This window comes from Cupriavidus sp. GW821-FHT07C08 (genome assembly GCF_059419025.1).
The window spans coordinates 52,431-68,751 of record NZ_JBWKQZ010000031.1 but is presented as its reverse complement, the minus strand read 5'-3'; the positions used below and the strand labels follow the sequence as shown (position 1 = coordinate 68,751).

Sequence of the window (16,321 nt, the reverse complement as noted above, 5' to 3'; positions counted from 1 at the left end):
CATTGGAATCGGGGAGGACGCGTATTCTACAGCCATTGCTGCTTTGCAGCGCCAACTCGCCGAATCCGGGTGGGCCCGGTGCAGGTTTAAGGGTAGCCGGTGCGTCACAGCCTGCGCGTGCTTTGCGTTCGCGCGTTGCCGTCCTACAACTGGAAGTGTGGGCCGGAAGCCACCGGGCCGCACCGGTCTAGGAGGAGCATCATGTGCCGCTGGCTGGCTTATTCGGGCAAATCCGTTCCGCTGGAAACGGTGCTGTTCCAGCCGGAACACTCGCTGATCGACCAGAGCCTGAATTCGCGGCTGGGTCATACCACGACCAATGGGGATGGGTTCGGCGTCGGGTGGTACGGACGTCACTCGGAGGTACCGTTCCGCTACCGCTGCCTGCATCCGGCCTGGAGCGACACCAACCTGCGCGAGACCGCGCGGGCGGTGAGGGCGCCGCTTTTCGTTGCGCACGTGCGCGCAGCCACCGGCACCCCGACGCAGGAGACCAATTGCCATCCGTTCCGCTTCGGCCGCTGGCTGTTCGTTCACAACGGCCTGATCCGCGACTATCCCCTGGTGCGGCGCGACCTGATGATGGCCGTGGCGCCGCACCTGTTCCGCTGGATCGAGGGATCGACCGATTCCGAGGTGATGTTCTTCCTGGCCCTGAGTTTCGGCCTGGAGCGCGACCCGGGCGGCGCGCTGGAGCAGATGGCCGGCCTGATCGAGGACGTCGGCCACCGCTACGACGTGCAGTTTCCGCTCAACATGACCGTTTGCGTGACCGACGGCCAGCAGATCGTGGCGGTGCGCTATTCGAGCGAGGCGGCCTCGCGCTCGCTGTTCCACAGCACCTCGTTCCGGCAATTGCGCGCGCTTTACCCGGACGATCCGCGCATCATCGCCGCCGGCGACAATGCCTTCCTGGTACTGTCCGAGCCGCTGATCGAGGTGCAGGGGGTATGGGAGGAGATTCCCGAGGCGACCATCCTGGTGGCCCGGGGTGGCGAGATCGAGCGCAGCTGCTTCGTGCCGCGGCTGCCGTCTCAGTCGGCCTAAGGGCATAAGGGCGTAAGGGAGCGCGGCAGGATCCGGCCCCGCTGGAAAAGTCCTTACTCGTGACCGCTCACGGCCTTCTTGGTCGCGTGATAGCCCTGTTTGGTGGTATCGGCAATCGCATGGCCGGCCGCCTTTGCGCCGCGGCCAATGGCATGCGCGCCGTCGCGCACCGCATGCCCGGCCTGCTTGCCAGCCGACTTGACGCCGTTCTTGAACCCGCGCGCGTCCTCGGCCACGCTCGCGTGCGCCATCGGGGTGGCCAGGGTCACCAATACGAATGCAATGATCGAGGCTCTTGCCTTCATCGTGACAACCTCTTTGATTCTGACTGAACCGGGGTCGGGGCCTGAAAGTGACCCCGACGTGGTTCCCATGACTATATTCTAGCCGTGCCCGCGCCTGTCCCCCGGAGCGTTTGCCCGCCGGGCCGCGCCGGCCTGGGGAATCAGTTCCGGTCCGCGATGGACAGGCTGAGCGGCGCCGCAGGCAGCCCGGCGCTCATTTCGCCGTAGCGGGCCGATGCCGACCGCCTGTGATCGATCAGCAGGACCGCGCCCATGCCAATCACGGCCGGAATGGCGATCGCGATGAAGTTCTGCTGCAGCGGGAGCTCCATGGCGACGAGTACCCCGATGACGATTGGCGCGAGGATGGCCCCGCTGCGGCCGATGCCCAGGGCCCATCCAAGGCCGGTGGAACGGATGGCGGTCGGGTAGAACTGCCCGGTGTAGGCATTGGCGACGATCTGCGTGCCGATCGTCGACGCACCGGCCAGGCCCACCACGACGAATAGCAGCTCAGTCGGCATCCTGAATCCGAGCAGCGTGATCGAGACCGCGGCCAGCGCGTACATGGCGGCGAGCACGTACTTGATGTGGTACCGGTCGGCGAGCCAGCCGCCACCCACGGCGCCGATCATCGCGCCGAGGTTGAGGACCAGCATGAACGTCAGCGCGGAACCCAGGCTGTAGCCGGCGCCCGCCATCAGCCTGGTCAGCCATGAACTGAGCGCGTACACCATAAACAGGCACATGAAGAACGCGATCCAGAACATGACGGTGCTGAAGCCACGGCCCTCGTGGAACAAGTGCCGGATCGGCGCGCTGGCGGCCTTGTCCTGCGCTGGCAAGGCGAAGCGGTCGCTGGCCGACCACCGTTGCTCCGGTGCAAGCCTGGAGACAATGCGCCGCAACGCTTCGTGGTCGCCCCTGGCCAGCAGGAAGGGCATCGATTCGGGCAGCGACCTGAGAATGACAGGAATGAGGAGCACAGGCAGGCCGGCCGCCAGGAAAACCGACTGCCAGCCGTAGGCCTCGATCAGGCTCTTGCCGAGGAGCGCCGCCAGGATCCCGCCCACAGCATAGCCGCTGAACATCACGGTGACCAGGGTCGCCCGGATTTTCTTCGGCGCGTACTCGGTCATTTGCGCGACCACATTCGGCATCACGCCGCCGATGCCGAGCCCGGCCAGGAAGCGGGCCATGCTGAACAGCAGCGGGTCCTTGACCAGGCCGGCCGCGGCGGTGAAGACGCTGAACAGGGCGACGCATATCGCGATCGTCCAGCGGCGGCCGATCCGGTCTGCCATGGTGCCGAGGAAGATCGCGCCAAATACCATGCCGAACAGCGCGGAACTGACCATGAGCCCCGCCTGGGTCGGGGCGACGCCGAGGTCCTTCATGATCGAAGGCAGCGCGATACCCACGACCGCGAGGTCATAGCCGTCGAAGATGATGATGAGTGCGCACCAGAACAGCACGAGCGCATGGAAGCGGTTGAAGCGGGCGGCGTCCGCCAGCTTGTGGATGTCGATTTGCTGCATGGGGGCTTGTCTCCGGTCTGTCTGTTCTTATGGTTGGGCTTACTGCCTGGACATCGGCACGCTCGGGTCGGCAAGGCGGCTGGCATCGACCGGCTTGCACTGCTCGATGTGGCGGCGCGCGAAGCGCAGGTCGCGCGCGGCGTTGGACCCGAGCGCGGCCTTGACCACATCGCCGTCGAGGTAGAACAGCATGAAGCTGTCCGCGCCGGGCGTGCCGCGTGCCACCACGCGGTGCGAGGGAAGGGGGATGCCATGGATCTGCAGGTTCATGCCGTACTGATCTGACCAGAACCACGGCAGCGGCTGATAGTCGACCGCGAGGCCGAGCGCCGCGCGCGCGGCGGCAATGCCCTGTTCCTGGGCGTTCTGCCAGGATTCCAGTCGCTGGCGCCGGCCGGCCCACGGGTTGGGCGTGACCGCGACGTCGCCCGCGGCGAAGATGTCGGGGTCGGACGTGCGGCAACTTGCGTCGACGACCACGCCGCCGTCGCACTCCAACCCGGCTTCCCGGGCAAGCTCGTCGTTCGGCACGAGACCGACACCCGCAACGATGGCGTGGCAAGCCAGCGTGCTGCCATCGGCCAGCGTCACGACGGACCGGCTGCCGGTGCCGGGGGCGATGCCGGTGACGTTGGCGCCGAGCATGACGCGGGTGCCATGCGAGGCATGCAGCCCGAGCAGGTGTTCCGAGACTTCCGGCGGCACGGTGCGCTCGCACAGCCGGCTCTGGGCTTCGAGCACGGTTACCTCGGCACCTTTGCGGCGCGCCGTGGCCGCGACTTCGAGGCCGATCCAGCCACCGCCGATCACCACGATGCTGCGCTCTGGCCGCAACGCCGGCGCCAGCGCCAGGGCATCGCCAATCGTGCGCAATGTATGCACGGGTGCCGTGCCAGCGCCCGGGAGGTTGAGCGCGCGGGCCCTGCCGCCGGTGCACAGGATCAGCCTGTCGTAAGGCAGCATCTCTCCATTGGCCATCTCCAGGCGCTTCGCGGCCCGGTCTATGCGCGTGACGCGCGTGTCCAGCCACCACTCCAGCCCGAGCGCCGTGAACGCCTCGGGCTTGAGCAGCCACGTGCTGGCGGGCGCGGCCTCGCCGGCCAGCACGGCCTTGGACAAGGGCGGCCGCTCATGCGGTGGATGGGCCTCGTCCCCGATCAGCACGAGCCGACCGGTGAAGCCTTCATTGCGCAGCGTCTGGGCGGCCCAGCCGCCAGCCTGGCCGGCACCGATGATGACGATGGTGGCGGTTGGCGCCAGGGCAGTCGCGGTGTCTGATCGCTTGGAATCCATGCCTGTCTCCTCTGGTTGGTGACGCGGCCTCTCAGCTGAGGTCGAGGTACACCTTGTCGCCGTCGATCCGGACCGGGTAGGTACGAATGTTCTCGGTCAGCGGGGCGCATTTCGCAGCGCCGTTGCGGATGTCGAACCTGCCCTGGTGGAGCGGGCACTCGATCTCATGTCCCTCCAGGAAGCCTTCGCACAGGCGCGCATGGCCATGCGTGCAGATGTTGTCGGTGGCGTAGACGTCGCCGTCCACGCCGTACAAGGCGATCTCCTGGCCTTGCACGGCCACGGCGATGACATCGTCCTGCGGGACGTCGGACAGCAGCGCTGCCTCGATCCAGGTTTCGGTCATGAATGACTCCTGATAGAGACTAGATTGGGTAGATCAGCGAGTTGGGAATCATCTCGCTATCGAATACGCAGATGCGCGAGGCGAAGCGCAAGCCCGCCGGCGTCCGGACGATGATGTCGAGGTAGCGGCCTACGTTGTAGACATCGGTCATCTGGTCCGGCTTGGTGCGCAGCACCGCGTAGTTGGTCTCGGCCACGATCCTGTCGCCGTCGGCCTGCCTGATCAGCGGCGCGCCGACGATGTGCCGCTGGTAGTAGGGATCGTGGAACAGGGTCTCGCGAATACCGTAGATGCGGTCCTTGAGCATGCCCTTGCTTTCGAGCGAGAGCGTTGCCAGCGGCAGGCCACGCTCGTGGTTCTCGCGGGGCTGGACCCGGTAGAGGCAGTCTTCGGTGAAGAATTCCGGCCAGCGGTCCCAGTCGCCGTTGTCCACGGCGCTGGTGTAGTCGGCGAACAGGGAGAGCAGGGCGTAGTAGTCAGCGAAGTTCATGGCGTCAGACCTCCATCACCTTGCGCCAATAGGCGTACATGCCACGGATCAGGGTCTCGGTCACCATGTGGTCCGTGTTCTCCGCGGTTTTGCCGCCCAGTTCGGCGATCACGCGATGCCAGGGCTTCTGGGAGAAGCCTTCCTGCGAGCATTCGATGGCTTCGCCGTCGTCGGCCGACACGAAGCCGGCGGGGCCGAAGAGATTGGCCTGGCGCAGGCGGCGCCGCGTCATCTCCTCGGTGTCGTCCTCGAAGCCGAAGTGCGTCCAGACGAAATCAAAGGAATCCGGGCCATGGGGCTGGATATGGCGCGTGGACACCGAGTTGACCTGCTGCTGGAAGATCACGCTCGGGAACACCGTCATCATCACGGCGGTCGGCTCTCCCCACCACGGTTCGTGGACGATGTCGAGGATGCGGTCGTCGTGCAGCGCCATCTGGTCTTTGAAGCTGGACACACCGGAGGTCACGTCGCTCTTGCCGCCCTGGCCGCGGGTCGACACCATCGCGGCATGCCGGAAGTGCGGGTCCATCACCAGGCGTGCCTTGTTGTCGGCGCGCCAGAGGCCGAACGTGACAAACCAGGTATGCAGCAGGCCGGGGTGATACGGGTCTTTGATGTTCTCCTGCATGAGCTTCCAGTTGCCCGGAATGCGCTGCTTGTTGTAGCCAAGGACCTTCAGCTTGCGGCCATTGAAGAGCCGGTCGAAGTAGCCGAGGATGTCCGGCCCGAGGTATTCCTCAAGTGACGGAACCTCATGGTCGAACGAGGCAAACACAACACCACCACGCGTTGCGACCTTCAGTTGCGTGAGCCCGTGCTCCTGCGGCCTGAAGTCGGCGGGCATGCCACCGTTGACCTTGCCGTCCTGCTTGACCCCGCGACGCAGGGGCACGCCTTGCAGGTTGCCCTTCAGGTCATAGTTCCACTGGTGGTAGGGGCAATGGAAATCCTTCCGGTTGCCGCTGCGCTCCCGGCAGAACTTCATGCCGCGATGGGCGCACACGTTTTCGACGACGTTGATCTCGCCGTCCTGGTCGCGCACCAGGATCACGGAGCGCTCGCCAAGCGTGGTGCGCTTGAAATCGCCGGGATTCGGGATCTCCGCCTCGAACCCGACGTAGTTCCAGTGACCGCGGTAGAAGCAGCGTTCGAGTTCACGCTGGTATAGCTGCGCATCCGTATACACGCGGAACGGGATGCGGCTGATGCTGTCGTCGGCCCAGACCGGGCCGGCTTGCTGGGAATCGATTGCCATGGTTGTCTCCGGCTATGTCTCTTCGTCTGGGAAGGATCATGGTGCACGGAGGAAAATTAACCAATAGAATCCTGGCTATAGTTAATATTCACCAAATCAATAAGAGGCGGCGCGATGGAGCTCAAGGATGTCGATCTGAACCTGCTGGTCGTGTTCGATAACCTGCTGCGGCAGGGCACCGTTTCCGGCGCCGCGAAGACCCTGAATCTCAGCCAGCCCGCGGTCAGCAACGCGCTGGCCCGCCTGCGCACCTTGTTCGGTGACCCGCTGTTTGTGCGAAGCAGCAAGGGCATGCTGCCGACACCGCTTGCAGAGGAACTGGCGGAACCGGTTGCCTATGCGCTGGAATCGCTGCAGGCGGCGCTCAGCCACAAGGTGTCGTTCGATCCGCTGCGCAGCGTGCGCGCTTTCCGCATCGCCATGACGGATATCGGCGAGGTGCACTTCATCCCGCCGTTGATGGGCGCGCTTGGCGATCGCGCCCCGGGCGTCACGGTGACAACCGTGCGCAATACGGCGGTGGACCTGGCGGCGGAGATGAGCCAGGGAAAGATCGACCTGGCGGTTGGCCATCTTCCTGAACTCGGCACGGCGTTCTTTCAACGGCGGCTATTTCGCCAGCGATACGTTTGCCTGTTCCGTCCCGGTCATGCCATGGACAAGAAGACGGTCAGCATGCGCGACTTCGAAGCGGCGGAGCACATCGTGGTCACGGCGGCGGGGACGGGGCATGCCCAGGTCGACGAGATCCTCGCCCAGCACGGCGTGCAGCGGAAGATCCGGCTGCGTGTCCCCCATTTCGTCGCACTGGCGGACATCATCGCCACCACCGACCTGGTAGCCACGGTGACCTGGACATTTGCGGAGCGATGCGCCAAGTACTTCGGGCTCAGGTACGTCAAACATCCGTTCGCCTTGCCAGAAATCCAGATCAACCTGTTCTGGCATGCCCGCTATCATCGCGATCCGGCGAATCAGTGGCTGCGCGACCAGTTCGTCGGCTTGTTTTCGGATTAGGCGATGGTCCCGGCTGGGCTCGCCCGCCTTGCCACCGATGTATTGTGATCCGTCTGACACTCCTAACGCTATTCCGGTCTCCGTAAGGATTGCCCCCGCACCTTAATTGATGCTCATTGTCCGCCACCTTATTCTTGGCTCAAAAGCAAGACTCAAAAATGGCGCCGACTTGAAGCATTCAAGCGAGGCCATATCCACCAAGGAGACGCATGTGACGGCCTACCCCTTCCACACCTTGCCGTAGCGGCGCATCACTTTCGGCAGTTCCAGCCGAAAACCAATCCCACGCCATTCCTACCAAGCGATGGGCGCCCCGGCGCGCCTGCCGCGACGGAGCCGCTATGTCGCAACACCTGATTTCCATCTCTGTCCTGGGGCTGATGTTCGTCATCGCCACGGTCCTGCCCATCAACATGGGCGCGCTGGCCTTTGTCGGCGCGTTCCTGGTCGGCACCCTGGTTGCCGCCATGCCGGCCAAGGCTATCCTGGCCGGCTTCCCCGCCGACCTGTTCCTGACGCTGGTCGGCATCACATACCTGTTCGCCGTGGCGCAGAACAACGGCACCATCGACTGGCTGGTGCGGCTTGCGGTGCGCGCCGTGGGCGGCCGGATCGCGGCGATCCCGTGGATCATGTTCATGATCGCGGCGGTGCTGACCTCGGTCGGCGCGGTCAGCCCTGCAGCGGTGGCAATCATCGCGCCGATCGCGCTGGGGTTCGCCGCGCGCTACGGCATCAACCCGCTGCTGATGGGCCTGATGGTGATCCACGGTGCGCAGGGCGGCGGCTTCTCGCCGATCAGCATCTATGGCGGCATCACCAATAAGATCGTGCAGAAGGCGGGGCTGCCGCTGAACGAGATGGCGACGGCCTTTGCCAGCCTGGGTGTCAACCTTGCCGTGGCCGCGGGACTGTTCGTCGCATTCGGCGGCCTGCGCCTGATGCGGCAAGCGGCGCCGGCGGCGGCAGTGCCGCAGGTGGTCGCCGACGGTGTGCTGGCCATGGGCCAACCCTTCGGTGCACACACCGTGCCGGCACAGGGCGCGCAGATCTATGGCGACGCCGAGGCCGAGGCCGGCATGGAAGAGCGGAAGACGATGGCGCGCGACCGCGGATCGATGCTCGAGGGCGATGCCGCCAGCACTGCCGAGGCGCCGGCCGGCCTCTACCAGTACCTGACCGTGGCCGGCCTGGTGGCACTGGCCGTCCTCACGCTCTACTTCAAGCTCGATATCGGCTTCGTTTCGTTGACCATCGCGCTGGTGCTCACGCTGATGGCACCGGAGCTGCAGAAGCGCGCGCTGGGCCAGGTGTCGTGGCCCGAGATCATGCTGATCGTCGGCGTCAGCACCTTTGTGGGTGTGATGGACAAGATGGGCACGATCGATTTCGTCGGCCATAGCGTGGCCCACCTGACCTCGCCGATGATGGCGGCGCTGCTGCTGTGCTTCGTGGGTGCGGTGGTGTCGGCGTTTGCATCGTCAACCGCGGTGCTGGGCTCGCTGATCCCGCTTGCCGTGCCGTTCCTGCAGCAAGGCTCCGACGTCAGCGCGATCGGCTTTATCGCGGCGATGGCGGTGTCTTCGACGATCGTGGATGTGAGCCCGTTCTCGACCAACGGTGCGCTGGTACTGGCCAACGCACAGGGCGTGGACCGGCAGGCCTTCTTCCGCAAGCTGATGGTCTATGGCGCGCTGGTGACCGTGATTGCGCCGGTCGTGCTGTGGTTTATCTTTGTTGTGCTCTGAGTTCCGGTCGCGATCGCTCGCTAACCATGCGAACTGGCCGCCACGCGGCTAAGATAGGAGGCCGCCCCCACACCCGAGCCCAGAACCATGAGAATCCGCATTGGCGAAGAGATCACCTTCCGCAAACTCGAAGCCCTGCTGGCGTTCATGGAATCCGGCAACCTGGCCAAGGCGGCCGAGATCCTGGACACCAGCACGGTCAGCGTGCACCGTGCGCTGCACTCGCTGGAAGAGGGCACGAGCTGCGCGCTGTTCCGGCATGAGGGCCGCAACCTGATCCCGACCGATGCGGCCTATGTGCTGGCGGATACGGCAAGGGAAGTGCTCAAGGCCATGGCCGACGGCATCCGCGCCACGCGCGAGGCCGCCGGCTTTTCGGCCGACCAGCTCAAGATCGGCTCGCTCTACTCGCTGACGGTCCAGACCGTGCCCAGGATCGTGATCGGGCTGAAGCTGCGGCGCCCGGAATTGCAGACTGAACTGGTGCTGGGCTCCAATGCGGACCTTCTGCACAAACTCAAGCAGGGCTCGATCGATGCCACCTTGATGGCCGTGCCCGAGCCCGATCCGGAGATCGAGTCGATCCCGCTGTTCGAGGACGATATCTTCTTTGCGGCGCCTGCCGACTCGCCCTACGCCTCGATGCCGGCGGTCGACCTGCGAGCCTGCCGCGACGAGCCATTTGTGGCATTGAGCGAGGGCTTCGTCACCTATCATGGCTTTGTCGAGGCCTTCCGCATTGCCCAATTCACGCCAAACGTGGTGATGAAGGTCGGCGATATCTTTTCATTGATGAACTTGGTGGGCGGTGGCATCGGCTACACGCTTTTGCCGGGGCGGGTGAAAGGGGTATATTCGCGCAACGTGGCGTTCGTGCCACTGGCCGGCGAATACGACATCAAGCAGACCATCGGCCTGAGCTTCCTGCGCCGCCGCGAGCGCGATCCCAACCTGCTGGCGCTGGCCGCGGTGTGCCGCATGGCCATGCGCGACGCGGAAGCATAGGACGCCGAGGCTGGGTCCGGCCGCGCTTCAGGCCTTGCTTCCGGCCAGCGTAATGGTTCTCCGCCCAACGTGATTGTTCGGTGGGCGCCGCCTGTTTAAGGTGGGCACATCAGACAGACGTCAGCCCGGAGATGCGATGACCACCACCAGCACAGGCCGCCAATGGAACACCCGCAGGGAAGCCAAGGCGCGCCGCAAGCAGAACGCCGCCGCCATTGTCGAGGGCAAGCTGGTGCCGACCAGCGATATCGTGCCCTTCCTGGAGGCAGTGCTGCTTTCGGGCGACCGCGTGGTGCTGGAAGGCAACAACCAGAAGCAGGCCGACTTTCTTTCGCGCTCGCTGGCACAGGTCGATCCCGCGCGTGTGAATGCACTCCACATGATCATCCCGAGCGTCAGCCGGGTGGAACACCTGGACCTGTTCGAGCGCGGCATCGCGCGCAAGCTGGATTTCTCGTACGCCGGCGCGCAGAGCATCCGCATCTCGCAGTTCCTGGAGGACGGCCAGCTCGAAGTGGGCGCGATCCACACCTATATCGAGCTTTATGCACGGCTGTATGTGGACCTGGTCCCCAACGTCGTGCTGATCGCCGGCTACAAGGCCGACCGCGAGGGCAATCTCTACACCGGCCCCAGCACCGAGGACACGCCGGCACTGGTTGAGGCCGCAGCCTTCCGTGACGGGCTGGTCATTGCGCAAGTCAACGAGATCGTCGACGACCCCGCCGGCCTGCCGCGCGTGGACGTGCCCGGCTCCTGGATCGACTATGTGGTGCAGGCCGACAAGCCTTTCTTCTGCGAACCGCTGTTTACGCGCGACCCGCGCCTGATCAAGCCGGTCCACGTGCTGATGGCGATGATGGCGATCCGGGGTATCTACGAGCGCCACCAGGTGCAGTCGCTCAACCATGGCATCGGCTTCAACACCGCGGCGATCGAGCTGATCCTGCCGACCTACGGCGAATCTCTGGGTCTGAAGGGCAAGATCTGCAAGTACTGGACGCTCAACCCGCACCCGACGCTGATTCCCGCCATCGAAACCGGCTGGGTCGAGAGCGTGCACAGCTTTGGCAGCGAACTGGGCATGGAGGCCTATGTCGCAGCCCGGCCGGATGTCTTCTTCACAGGTGCGGACGGTTCGATGCGTTCTAACCGCGCGTTCTGCCAGCTTGCCGGCCAGTACGCGGTGGACTTGTTCATCGGATCGACCCTGCAGATCGACGGTGACGGCCACTCGTCCACAGTGACGCGCGGGCGGCTTTCCGGCTTTGGCGGCGCGCCCAACATGGGTCACCAGCCTGGCGGGCGCCGGCATCCGACGCCGGCGTGGCTGGACCTGATCGAGACCGACGACCCGCTCGCGCGCGGACGCAAGCTGGTGGTGCAGATGGTCGAGACCTTCCAGGCGGGTGGCAAGCCCACCTTCGTGGAATCGATGGACGCGGTCGACGTCGCGCGCGAAAGCGGCATGCCGCTGGCGCCGGTGATGATCTACGGCGACGACGTCACGCACGTGCTGACCGAGGAAGGCATTGCCTACCTGTACAAGGCGCAATCGCTGGAAGAGCGGCGCCGGATGATTGCCGCGGTGGCCGGTGTCACGCCGATCGGCATGAAGCATGACCCCGCCACCACGCGCCGGATGCGCAGCGACGGCCTCATCGCGCTGCCCGAAGACCTGGGCGTGCAGCGCAGCCAGGCCACGCGCAGCCTGCTGGCGGCCAAGAGCATGGCCGAACTGGTGGACTGGTCCGGCGGGCTGTACGCGCCGCCGGCCCGCTTCCGGAGCTGGTAATGGCGAGCGCAGCAGCAAGGATCCTGCACACGCCGGCGCAGCACCGGCACCAGCCGGCGGCCGCTCCCCGCGCCCAGGCACTCGCTGGCCTGGCGGTCAGCGCGATCGTGGAAGAAGCACGGCTGTCGCCCAAGCCTGGCCTGGTCGACAGCCGTGGCAGCGGCGCACATGCCGACCTGACATTGCCGCTGATGCTGCGCTCGGCGCAGTCGCTGGGCCCGTCGTTCGCGGCCATGGCCGATGCCGGCCTGCAGGCGCCGCGCGTCGGATATGGGCTGCGCGAGCAACTGGGCGCGCTCGGCCGCGAGGCAGAGGCGGTGATGCTGTCCGCCACCGGCGGTGTCAATACGCATCGCGGCGCGATCTGGTGCATCGGCTTGCTGGTCGGCGCCGCAGGACAGCTCGGCGCCGCCGGGCAGCCCGCCAGTGCCGCGGCGATCAGTGCCACGGCGGGTGCCATCGCCGCGCTGCCCGACCGCCACCGGCCGGTGGTTACCGGCAACAAGGGCGAACTCGCCTGCCTGGCGTACGGCGTTGGCGGTGCGCGGGCGCAGGCACGGGCAGGGTTCCCGCACGTAATGCGGCTGGCGCTGCCGGCCCTGCAATGCAGCCGCGCGCGCGGCGACACCGAATCCACGGCACGTCTCAATGCGCTGCTGGCGTTGATGAGCGAGCTGGACGATACCTGCGTGCTGGCGAGGTCGGGGCGCAAGGGCCTTGACTACATGCAGGCCGGCGCGAAGGCGGTGCTCGCCGCCGGTGGCGCGGGCACGGTGGCGGGACGGCGGCACCTGCGCAGCCTGGACGCCGGCATGCTGGCGCAGCGGGCCTCGCCGGGCGGCGCTGCGGACTTGCTGGCCGCGACGATCTTCCTCGACCGGCTGTCGCAGGGCTCGATGGGCAACAATTCAGGGGACTTTGATGGAACAACTGCGATTTGAATTTCCGGCGGGGCAGCCTGCCAGGGCGCGCGTGCTGGTGGGCGTGGTGGGGTCGGGCGACCTCGAGGTGCTGGTCGAGCCCGGCAGCGGCGGCGTGACCACGGTTGAGGTCACCACTTCGGTCAATGGCTATGGCCGTGTCTGGGATGCGCAGCTCTCGCGCGTCTTCGCCGCCGAGCCGCGCGCGTCGATGCAGATCCGCATCCACGATTTCGGCGCCACGCCGGGCGTGGTCGGCATGCGCCTGGCGGAGGCGTTCGAGGCGCTGGGTGACCCGCAACCAGGAGAGGGCGCATGAACACGGCGGAACTGCTGGCGCGCAACAGCTTTATCGAACTGGGGGCACGCGAGCGCGCTCGTGCGTTGCTGGACCCGGGCACCTTCCGCGAACTGGCGGGCCCGTTCGACGGCCTGCAGTCGCCTTGGCTGCCGCCACAGGGCGTGGTACCGCAGAGCGACGACGGCGTGGTGGTGGCCAAGGGGCGCATCGACGGCATGCCGGTGGTGGTGCTGGCCATCGAAGGCGCCTTCCAGGGCGGCAGCATGGGCGAAGTCGGCGGCGCCAAGATTGCCGGCGCACTGGAGCTGGCCGCCGAGGACAACCGCCGCGGTGAACCGACGCGCGCAGTGCTGCTGCTGGAAACCGGCGGCGTGCGCCTGCAGGAAGCCAATCTCGGCCTGGCCGCGATTGCCGAGATCCATGCGGCCATCGTCGACCTGCGCCGCTACCAGCCGGTGGTCGGCGTGATCGCGGGGCAGGTGGGCTGCTTCGGCGGTATGTCGATTGCCGCGGGCCTTTGTACCGCGCTGGTGATGACGCAGGAAGGGCGCCTTGGCCTGAACGGCCCGGCCGTGATCGAGCAGGAGGCGGGCATCGCCGAGTACGACTCGCGTGACCGGCCCTTTATCTGGAGCTTCACCGGCGGCACGCAGCGCGTTGCCACCGGCTTCGCCGATGCGTATGTCGATGACGACTGCGACGCGATGCGCAGGCAGGTCGCCGAACTGTTGCGCGGCCCGGTCGCGGGAAGCCATCGCAGTGAACAATACGCCCAATACCTGGCCGCGCTGCAGGCGTACGACGCCAGTGCGCAGCCCACGCCGGCCGATGTGCAGGCGTTGTTGCAACGGGGGACCGACGCATGAACTCACCAACCCAAACCACTACCGCGCGCGAACCCAGCCGTGGTGAACGCTGGCTGCAGGCACTGGCGCCCGCGGCGCAGATCCAGCCGGGTCTGCCGGACTCAGTGCTGGTTGCCGACGGCGAACTGGCGGGGACCGCGGTTCGCTGGATCGCACTGGTGCCGGACCCCGACAGCCGCTTCCCGCGGGCACGTCATGGCGAGGCCGGTCTGCTCGAAGGCTGGACGCTGGCGCGCGCGGTGCGCGAAGCGATCGAAGCAGACCGCGAATTGCCGGTCAAGCGCGCCATCGTGGCGATCGTCGATACGCCCAGCCAGGCCTACGGCCGGCGCGAAGAAGCGCTCGGCATCCACCAGGCGCTGGCCGGCGCTGTCGCTGCCTATGCCGAGGCGCGGCTGGCCGGCCATCCGGTGGTGGCGCTGATCGTCGGGCGCGCCATGTCGGGAGCCTTCCTCGCCCACGGCTACCAGGCCAACCGCATCATCGCGCTCAATGACGAGGGCGTGCTGGTGCATGCGATGGGCAAGGAGGCCGCCGCCAGGGTCACCATGCGCACCGTCGAGGACCTCGAAGCGCTGGCGTCGACGGTGCCGCCGATGGCCTACGACATCGAGAACTTCGCCACGCTGGGCATCCTGTGGCGGCTGATCGACGTCGAGTCGGCCAGCGCCCCGGTACCGGCCGATGTGCAACTGGCGCGCGACACCATCCTCTCCGCACTGGCGGAGATCCGACGCGACCCGACGCACGGACTGTCCAGCCGGCTGGCGGGCGCAAACCGCAAGGCGTCGGCTGCAGTGCGTGACTGCCTGTCGCGGCAATGGCAAGCCTGAACACTGCGACGCCCGCGCCACACGACCTGGTCTGGCTGGGCGATCCGGCCAGCGACCTGGGCCGCGACGCCTTGCCGGACTGGGTCTGCCTGCCAGCGCTGCGCGAGACCCCGCTGGTCGTGCGGCGCGACGGCCGCCGGCGTGGCGCAGTCCCCGTCGGGCTGCGCGGCCGCACGCGCGCGGAACGCTTCGGCACCTGGATCACGCCGGCGGCGATCCGCAAGATCGTCACGCCGATGGACCTGGCCGCGCAGCGTGCATGGCGGCGGCGGCCGGAGCTGGCGAGCCTGCCAGCAATCCTCGCGCTCGAGGCCATCGCCGACTGGCTCGACGCCGCCGGTATCCGGTGGGGCGTGACGGGCAGCGCCGGCTTCTCGCTCGCCTGTCTGCACAACGTGCTGCGTGCCGACAGCGACCTTGACCTCGTCGTGCAGGCCGCACAACCCCTGCCGGCCCCGCATCTGGACCTGCTGGCCGAGCTGCAGCGCGCCGCGCCGGCCAGGCTCGATATACAGGTCGCGACCCCGTTTGGCGGCTTCTCGCTGCTGGAACGCCTGCGCAGCGGCGGCAAGGTGTTGCTGAAAACGGATCACGGCCCGCGGCTGTGCGCGGATCCCTGGCAACCCACGGCATGAATGTCCTGCTTACCTTCCCCGGCCAGGGCGCACAGCGCCCCGGCATGCTGAAAGACCTGCCGGCGCATCCCTCGGTGGCTGCGGTGCTGGCCGAGGCGCAAGACGTGCTGCAGGTGCCGGCGGCGGAGATGGATACGCCGGCAAGCCTGCAGTCCACGGTATGGACCCAGCTTTGCCTGCTGACGGCGGGCGTGGCCATGGCGCGCTGCCTGGCCGCGCATGACGCCCGCGCCGACGCGGTGGCCGGCCTCTCCATCGGCGCCTATGCGGCGGCGGTGACCGCAGGTGTGCTGGCCTTTGCCGATGCATTGCGGCTGGTGCGCCTGCGCGGGGAGTTGATGGCGCAGGCCTTTCCGCATGGCTATGGCATGACGGCCATCCTCGGCCTTGACCGGAACCGGCTTGAACCGCTGGTGGCGCAGGTCTGCAAGCCGCAGCAACCGGTGTACCTGGCCAATTTCAACGCCCCCACGCAGATCGTGATCGCCGGCAAACTGTCGGCGCTGGCGGAAGTGTCGACGCTGGCGCTGGCGGCCGGCGCGCAGGCCGCCAGGCCGGTCGCCATCCACGTCCCGTCGCACTGTCCGCTGCTGGCTGACGCCGCGCGCTCCCTGGGCGAAGCCATGCAGGGGGTGGCGATGTCGGCGCCTGCGCTGCGCTACTTCAGCGCGAGCAAGGCGCGCGAACTGCGCGATCCACGCAGAATCGCGGAGGATCTCGCGCAGAACATGGCGACGCCGGTGCGCTGGCATGAAACCATGTTGCTGGCCCACGCCAATGGCGCCAGGCTGGTGGTGGAGGCACCGCCGGGCGATGTGCTGACACGGCTGGCGCAGCCGGTGTTTGCGGACGGCATGGCGCTGGCCTGTGACAGAACCCGGCTGGATTCGATCGTGGCTATCATGCGGCGCTGATTTTGCCTCGCCGCACTACCGCATCGGGACA

The 16,321-nt window shown here is 66.8% G+C and carries 17 protein-coding genes; 11 read left to right on the top strand and 6 right to left on the bottom strand.

What is annotated here, in order from left to right; translation table 11 throughout:
- Positions 1-201 precede the first annotated feature (201 nt).
- A complete protein-coding gene (locus AC07UK_RS30410) occupies positions 202-1,047 on the top strand; it encodes a class II glutamine amidotransferase (protein ID WP_013956611.1) in 846 nt (281 codons plus the stop codon).
- Between the two features lie 53 nt (positions 1,048-1,100).
- Here the strand turns inward: AC07UK_RS30410 and AC07UK_RS30405 are convergent, their stop codons facing one another.
- The 6 genes from AC07UK_RS30405 to AC07UK_RS30380 form a co-directional block, all read right to left on the bottom strand.
- A complete protein-coding gene (locus AC07UK_RS30405; protein ID WP_013956612.1) occupies positions 1,101-1,352 on the bottom strand; it encodes a hypothetical protein in 252 nt (83 codons plus the stop codon).
- A 140-nt stretch (positions 1,353-1,492) separates the two neighbouring features.
- Positions 1,493-2,869 carry an MFS transporter gene (locus tag AC07UK_RS30400; RefSeq protein ID WP_494687553.1) on the bottom strand — a complete coding sequence of 459 codons (1,377 nt, stop codon included), beginning with the start codon at positions 2,867-2,869 and terminating at the stop codon, positions 1,493-1,495.
- Positions 2,870-2,908: 39 nt separating this feature from the next.
- Positions 2,909-4,162 (bottom strand): NAD(P)/FAD-dependent oxidoreductase, encoded by a 1,254-nt coding sequence (locus tag AC07UK_RS30395; protein WP_494687552.1) that lies wholly within the window; start codon positions 4,160-4,162, stop codon positions 2,909-2,911.
- Positions 4,163-4,193: 31 nt separating this feature from the next.
- Complete coding sequence (locus AC07UK_RS30390; RefSeq protein ID WP_494687551.1) at positions 4,194-4,508, bottom strand: non-heme iron oxygenase ferredoxin subunit; 315 nt, start codon at positions 4,506-4,508, stop codon at positions 4,194-4,196.
- 19 nt (positions 4,509-4,527) lie between these two features.
- Positions 4,528-4,998, bottom strand: a complete 471-nt coding sequence (locus tag AC07UK_RS30385; RefSeq protein WP_494687550.1) for an aromatic-ring-hydroxylating dioxygenase subunit beta — start codon at positions 4,996-4,998, stop codon at positions 4,528-4,530.
- A 4-nt stretch (positions 4,999-5,002) separates the two neighbouring features.
- Entirely contained in the window at positions 5,003-6,256 is a 1,254-nt protein-coding gene (locus tag AC07UK_RS30380) for an aromatic ring-hydroxylating dioxygenase subunit alpha (RefSeq protein ID WP_494687549.1), read from the bottom strand.
- A gap of 114 nt (positions 6,257-6,370) precedes the next feature.
- Here AC07UK_RS30380 and AC07UK_RS30375 point away from each other — a divergent pair, with 114 nt between their 5' ends.
- From AC07UK_RS30375 to mdcH, 10 genes are all read left to right on the top strand, one after another.
- A complete protein-coding gene (locus AC07UK_RS30375; protein WP_436221606.1) occupies positions 6,371-7,273 on the top strand; it encodes a LysR family transcriptional regulator in 903 nt (300 codons plus the stop codon).
- Positions 7,274-7,614: 341 nt separating this feature from the next.
- Complete coding sequence (locus AC07UK_RS30370) at positions 7,615-9,021, top strand: SLC13 family permease (RefSeq protein ID WP_436221607.1); 1,407 nt, start codon at positions 7,615-7,617, stop codon at positions 9,019-9,021.
- An 87-nt stretch (positions 9,022-9,108) separates the two neighbouring features.
- The gene (locus AC07UK_RS30365) at positions 9,109-10,026 is read left to right on the top strand and encodes a LysR family transcriptional regulator (protein WP_494687548.1); all 918 of its coding nucleotides are present in this window, start codon (positions 9,109-9,111) and stop codon (positions 10,024-10,026) included.
- Positions 10,027-10,162: 136 nt separating this feature from the next.
- Positions 10,163-11,821 (top strand): malonate decarboxylase subunit alpha, encoded by a 1,659-nt coding sequence (gene mdcA, locus AC07UK_RS30360; RefSeq protein WP_494687547.1) that lies wholly within the window; start codon positions 10,163-10,165, stop codon positions 11,819-11,821.
- Positions 11,821-12,762: a triphosphoribosyl-dephospho-CoA synthase gene (locus tag AC07UK_RS30355; protein WP_436221610.1), complete on the top strand. Its 942-nt coding sequence runs from the start codon at positions 11,821-11,823 to the stop codon at positions 12,760-12,762. Before mdcA ends, AC07UK_RS30355 begins: the two co-directional genes overlap by 1 nt.
- Entirely contained in the window at positions 12,743-13,060 is a 318-nt protein-coding gene (locus tag AC07UK_RS30350) for a malonate decarboxylase subunit delta (RefSeq protein ID WP_114135135.1), read from the top strand. The genes AC07UK_RS30355 and AC07UK_RS30350 overlap by 20 nt, the downstream gene beginning before the upstream one ends.
- Positions 13,057-13,908 carry a biotin-independent malonate decarboxylase subunit beta gene (locus AC07UK_RS30345; protein WP_013956624.1) on the top strand — a complete coding sequence of 284 codons (852 nt, stop codon included), beginning with the start codon at positions 13,057-13,059 and terminating at the stop codon, positions 13,906-13,908. The genes AC07UK_RS30350 and AC07UK_RS30345 overlap by 4 nt, the downstream gene beginning before the upstream one ends.
- Complete coding sequence (gene mdcE, locus AC07UK_RS30340) at positions 13,905-14,741, top strand: biotin-independent malonate decarboxylase subunit gamma (protein WP_494687546.1); 837 nt, start codon at positions 13,905-13,907, stop codon at positions 14,739-14,741. Before AC07UK_RS30345 ends, mdcE begins: the two co-directional genes overlap by 4 nt.
- Positions 14,729-15,376 (top strand): malonate decarboxylase holo-ACP synthase, encoded by a 648-nt coding sequence (locus AC07UK_RS30335; RefSeq protein WP_494687545.1) that lies wholly within the window; start codon positions 14,729-14,731, stop codon positions 15,374-15,376. Before mdcE ends, AC07UK_RS30335 begins: the two co-directional genes overlap by 13 nt.
- Entirely contained in the window at positions 15,373-16,290 is a 918-nt protein-coding gene (mdcH, locus tag AC07UK_RS30330; protein ID WP_436221614.1) for a malonate decarboxylase subunit epsilon, read from the top strand. Before AC07UK_RS30335 ends, mdcH begins: the two co-directional genes overlap by 4 nt.
- Positions 16,291-16,321: the final 31 nt, after the last annotated feature.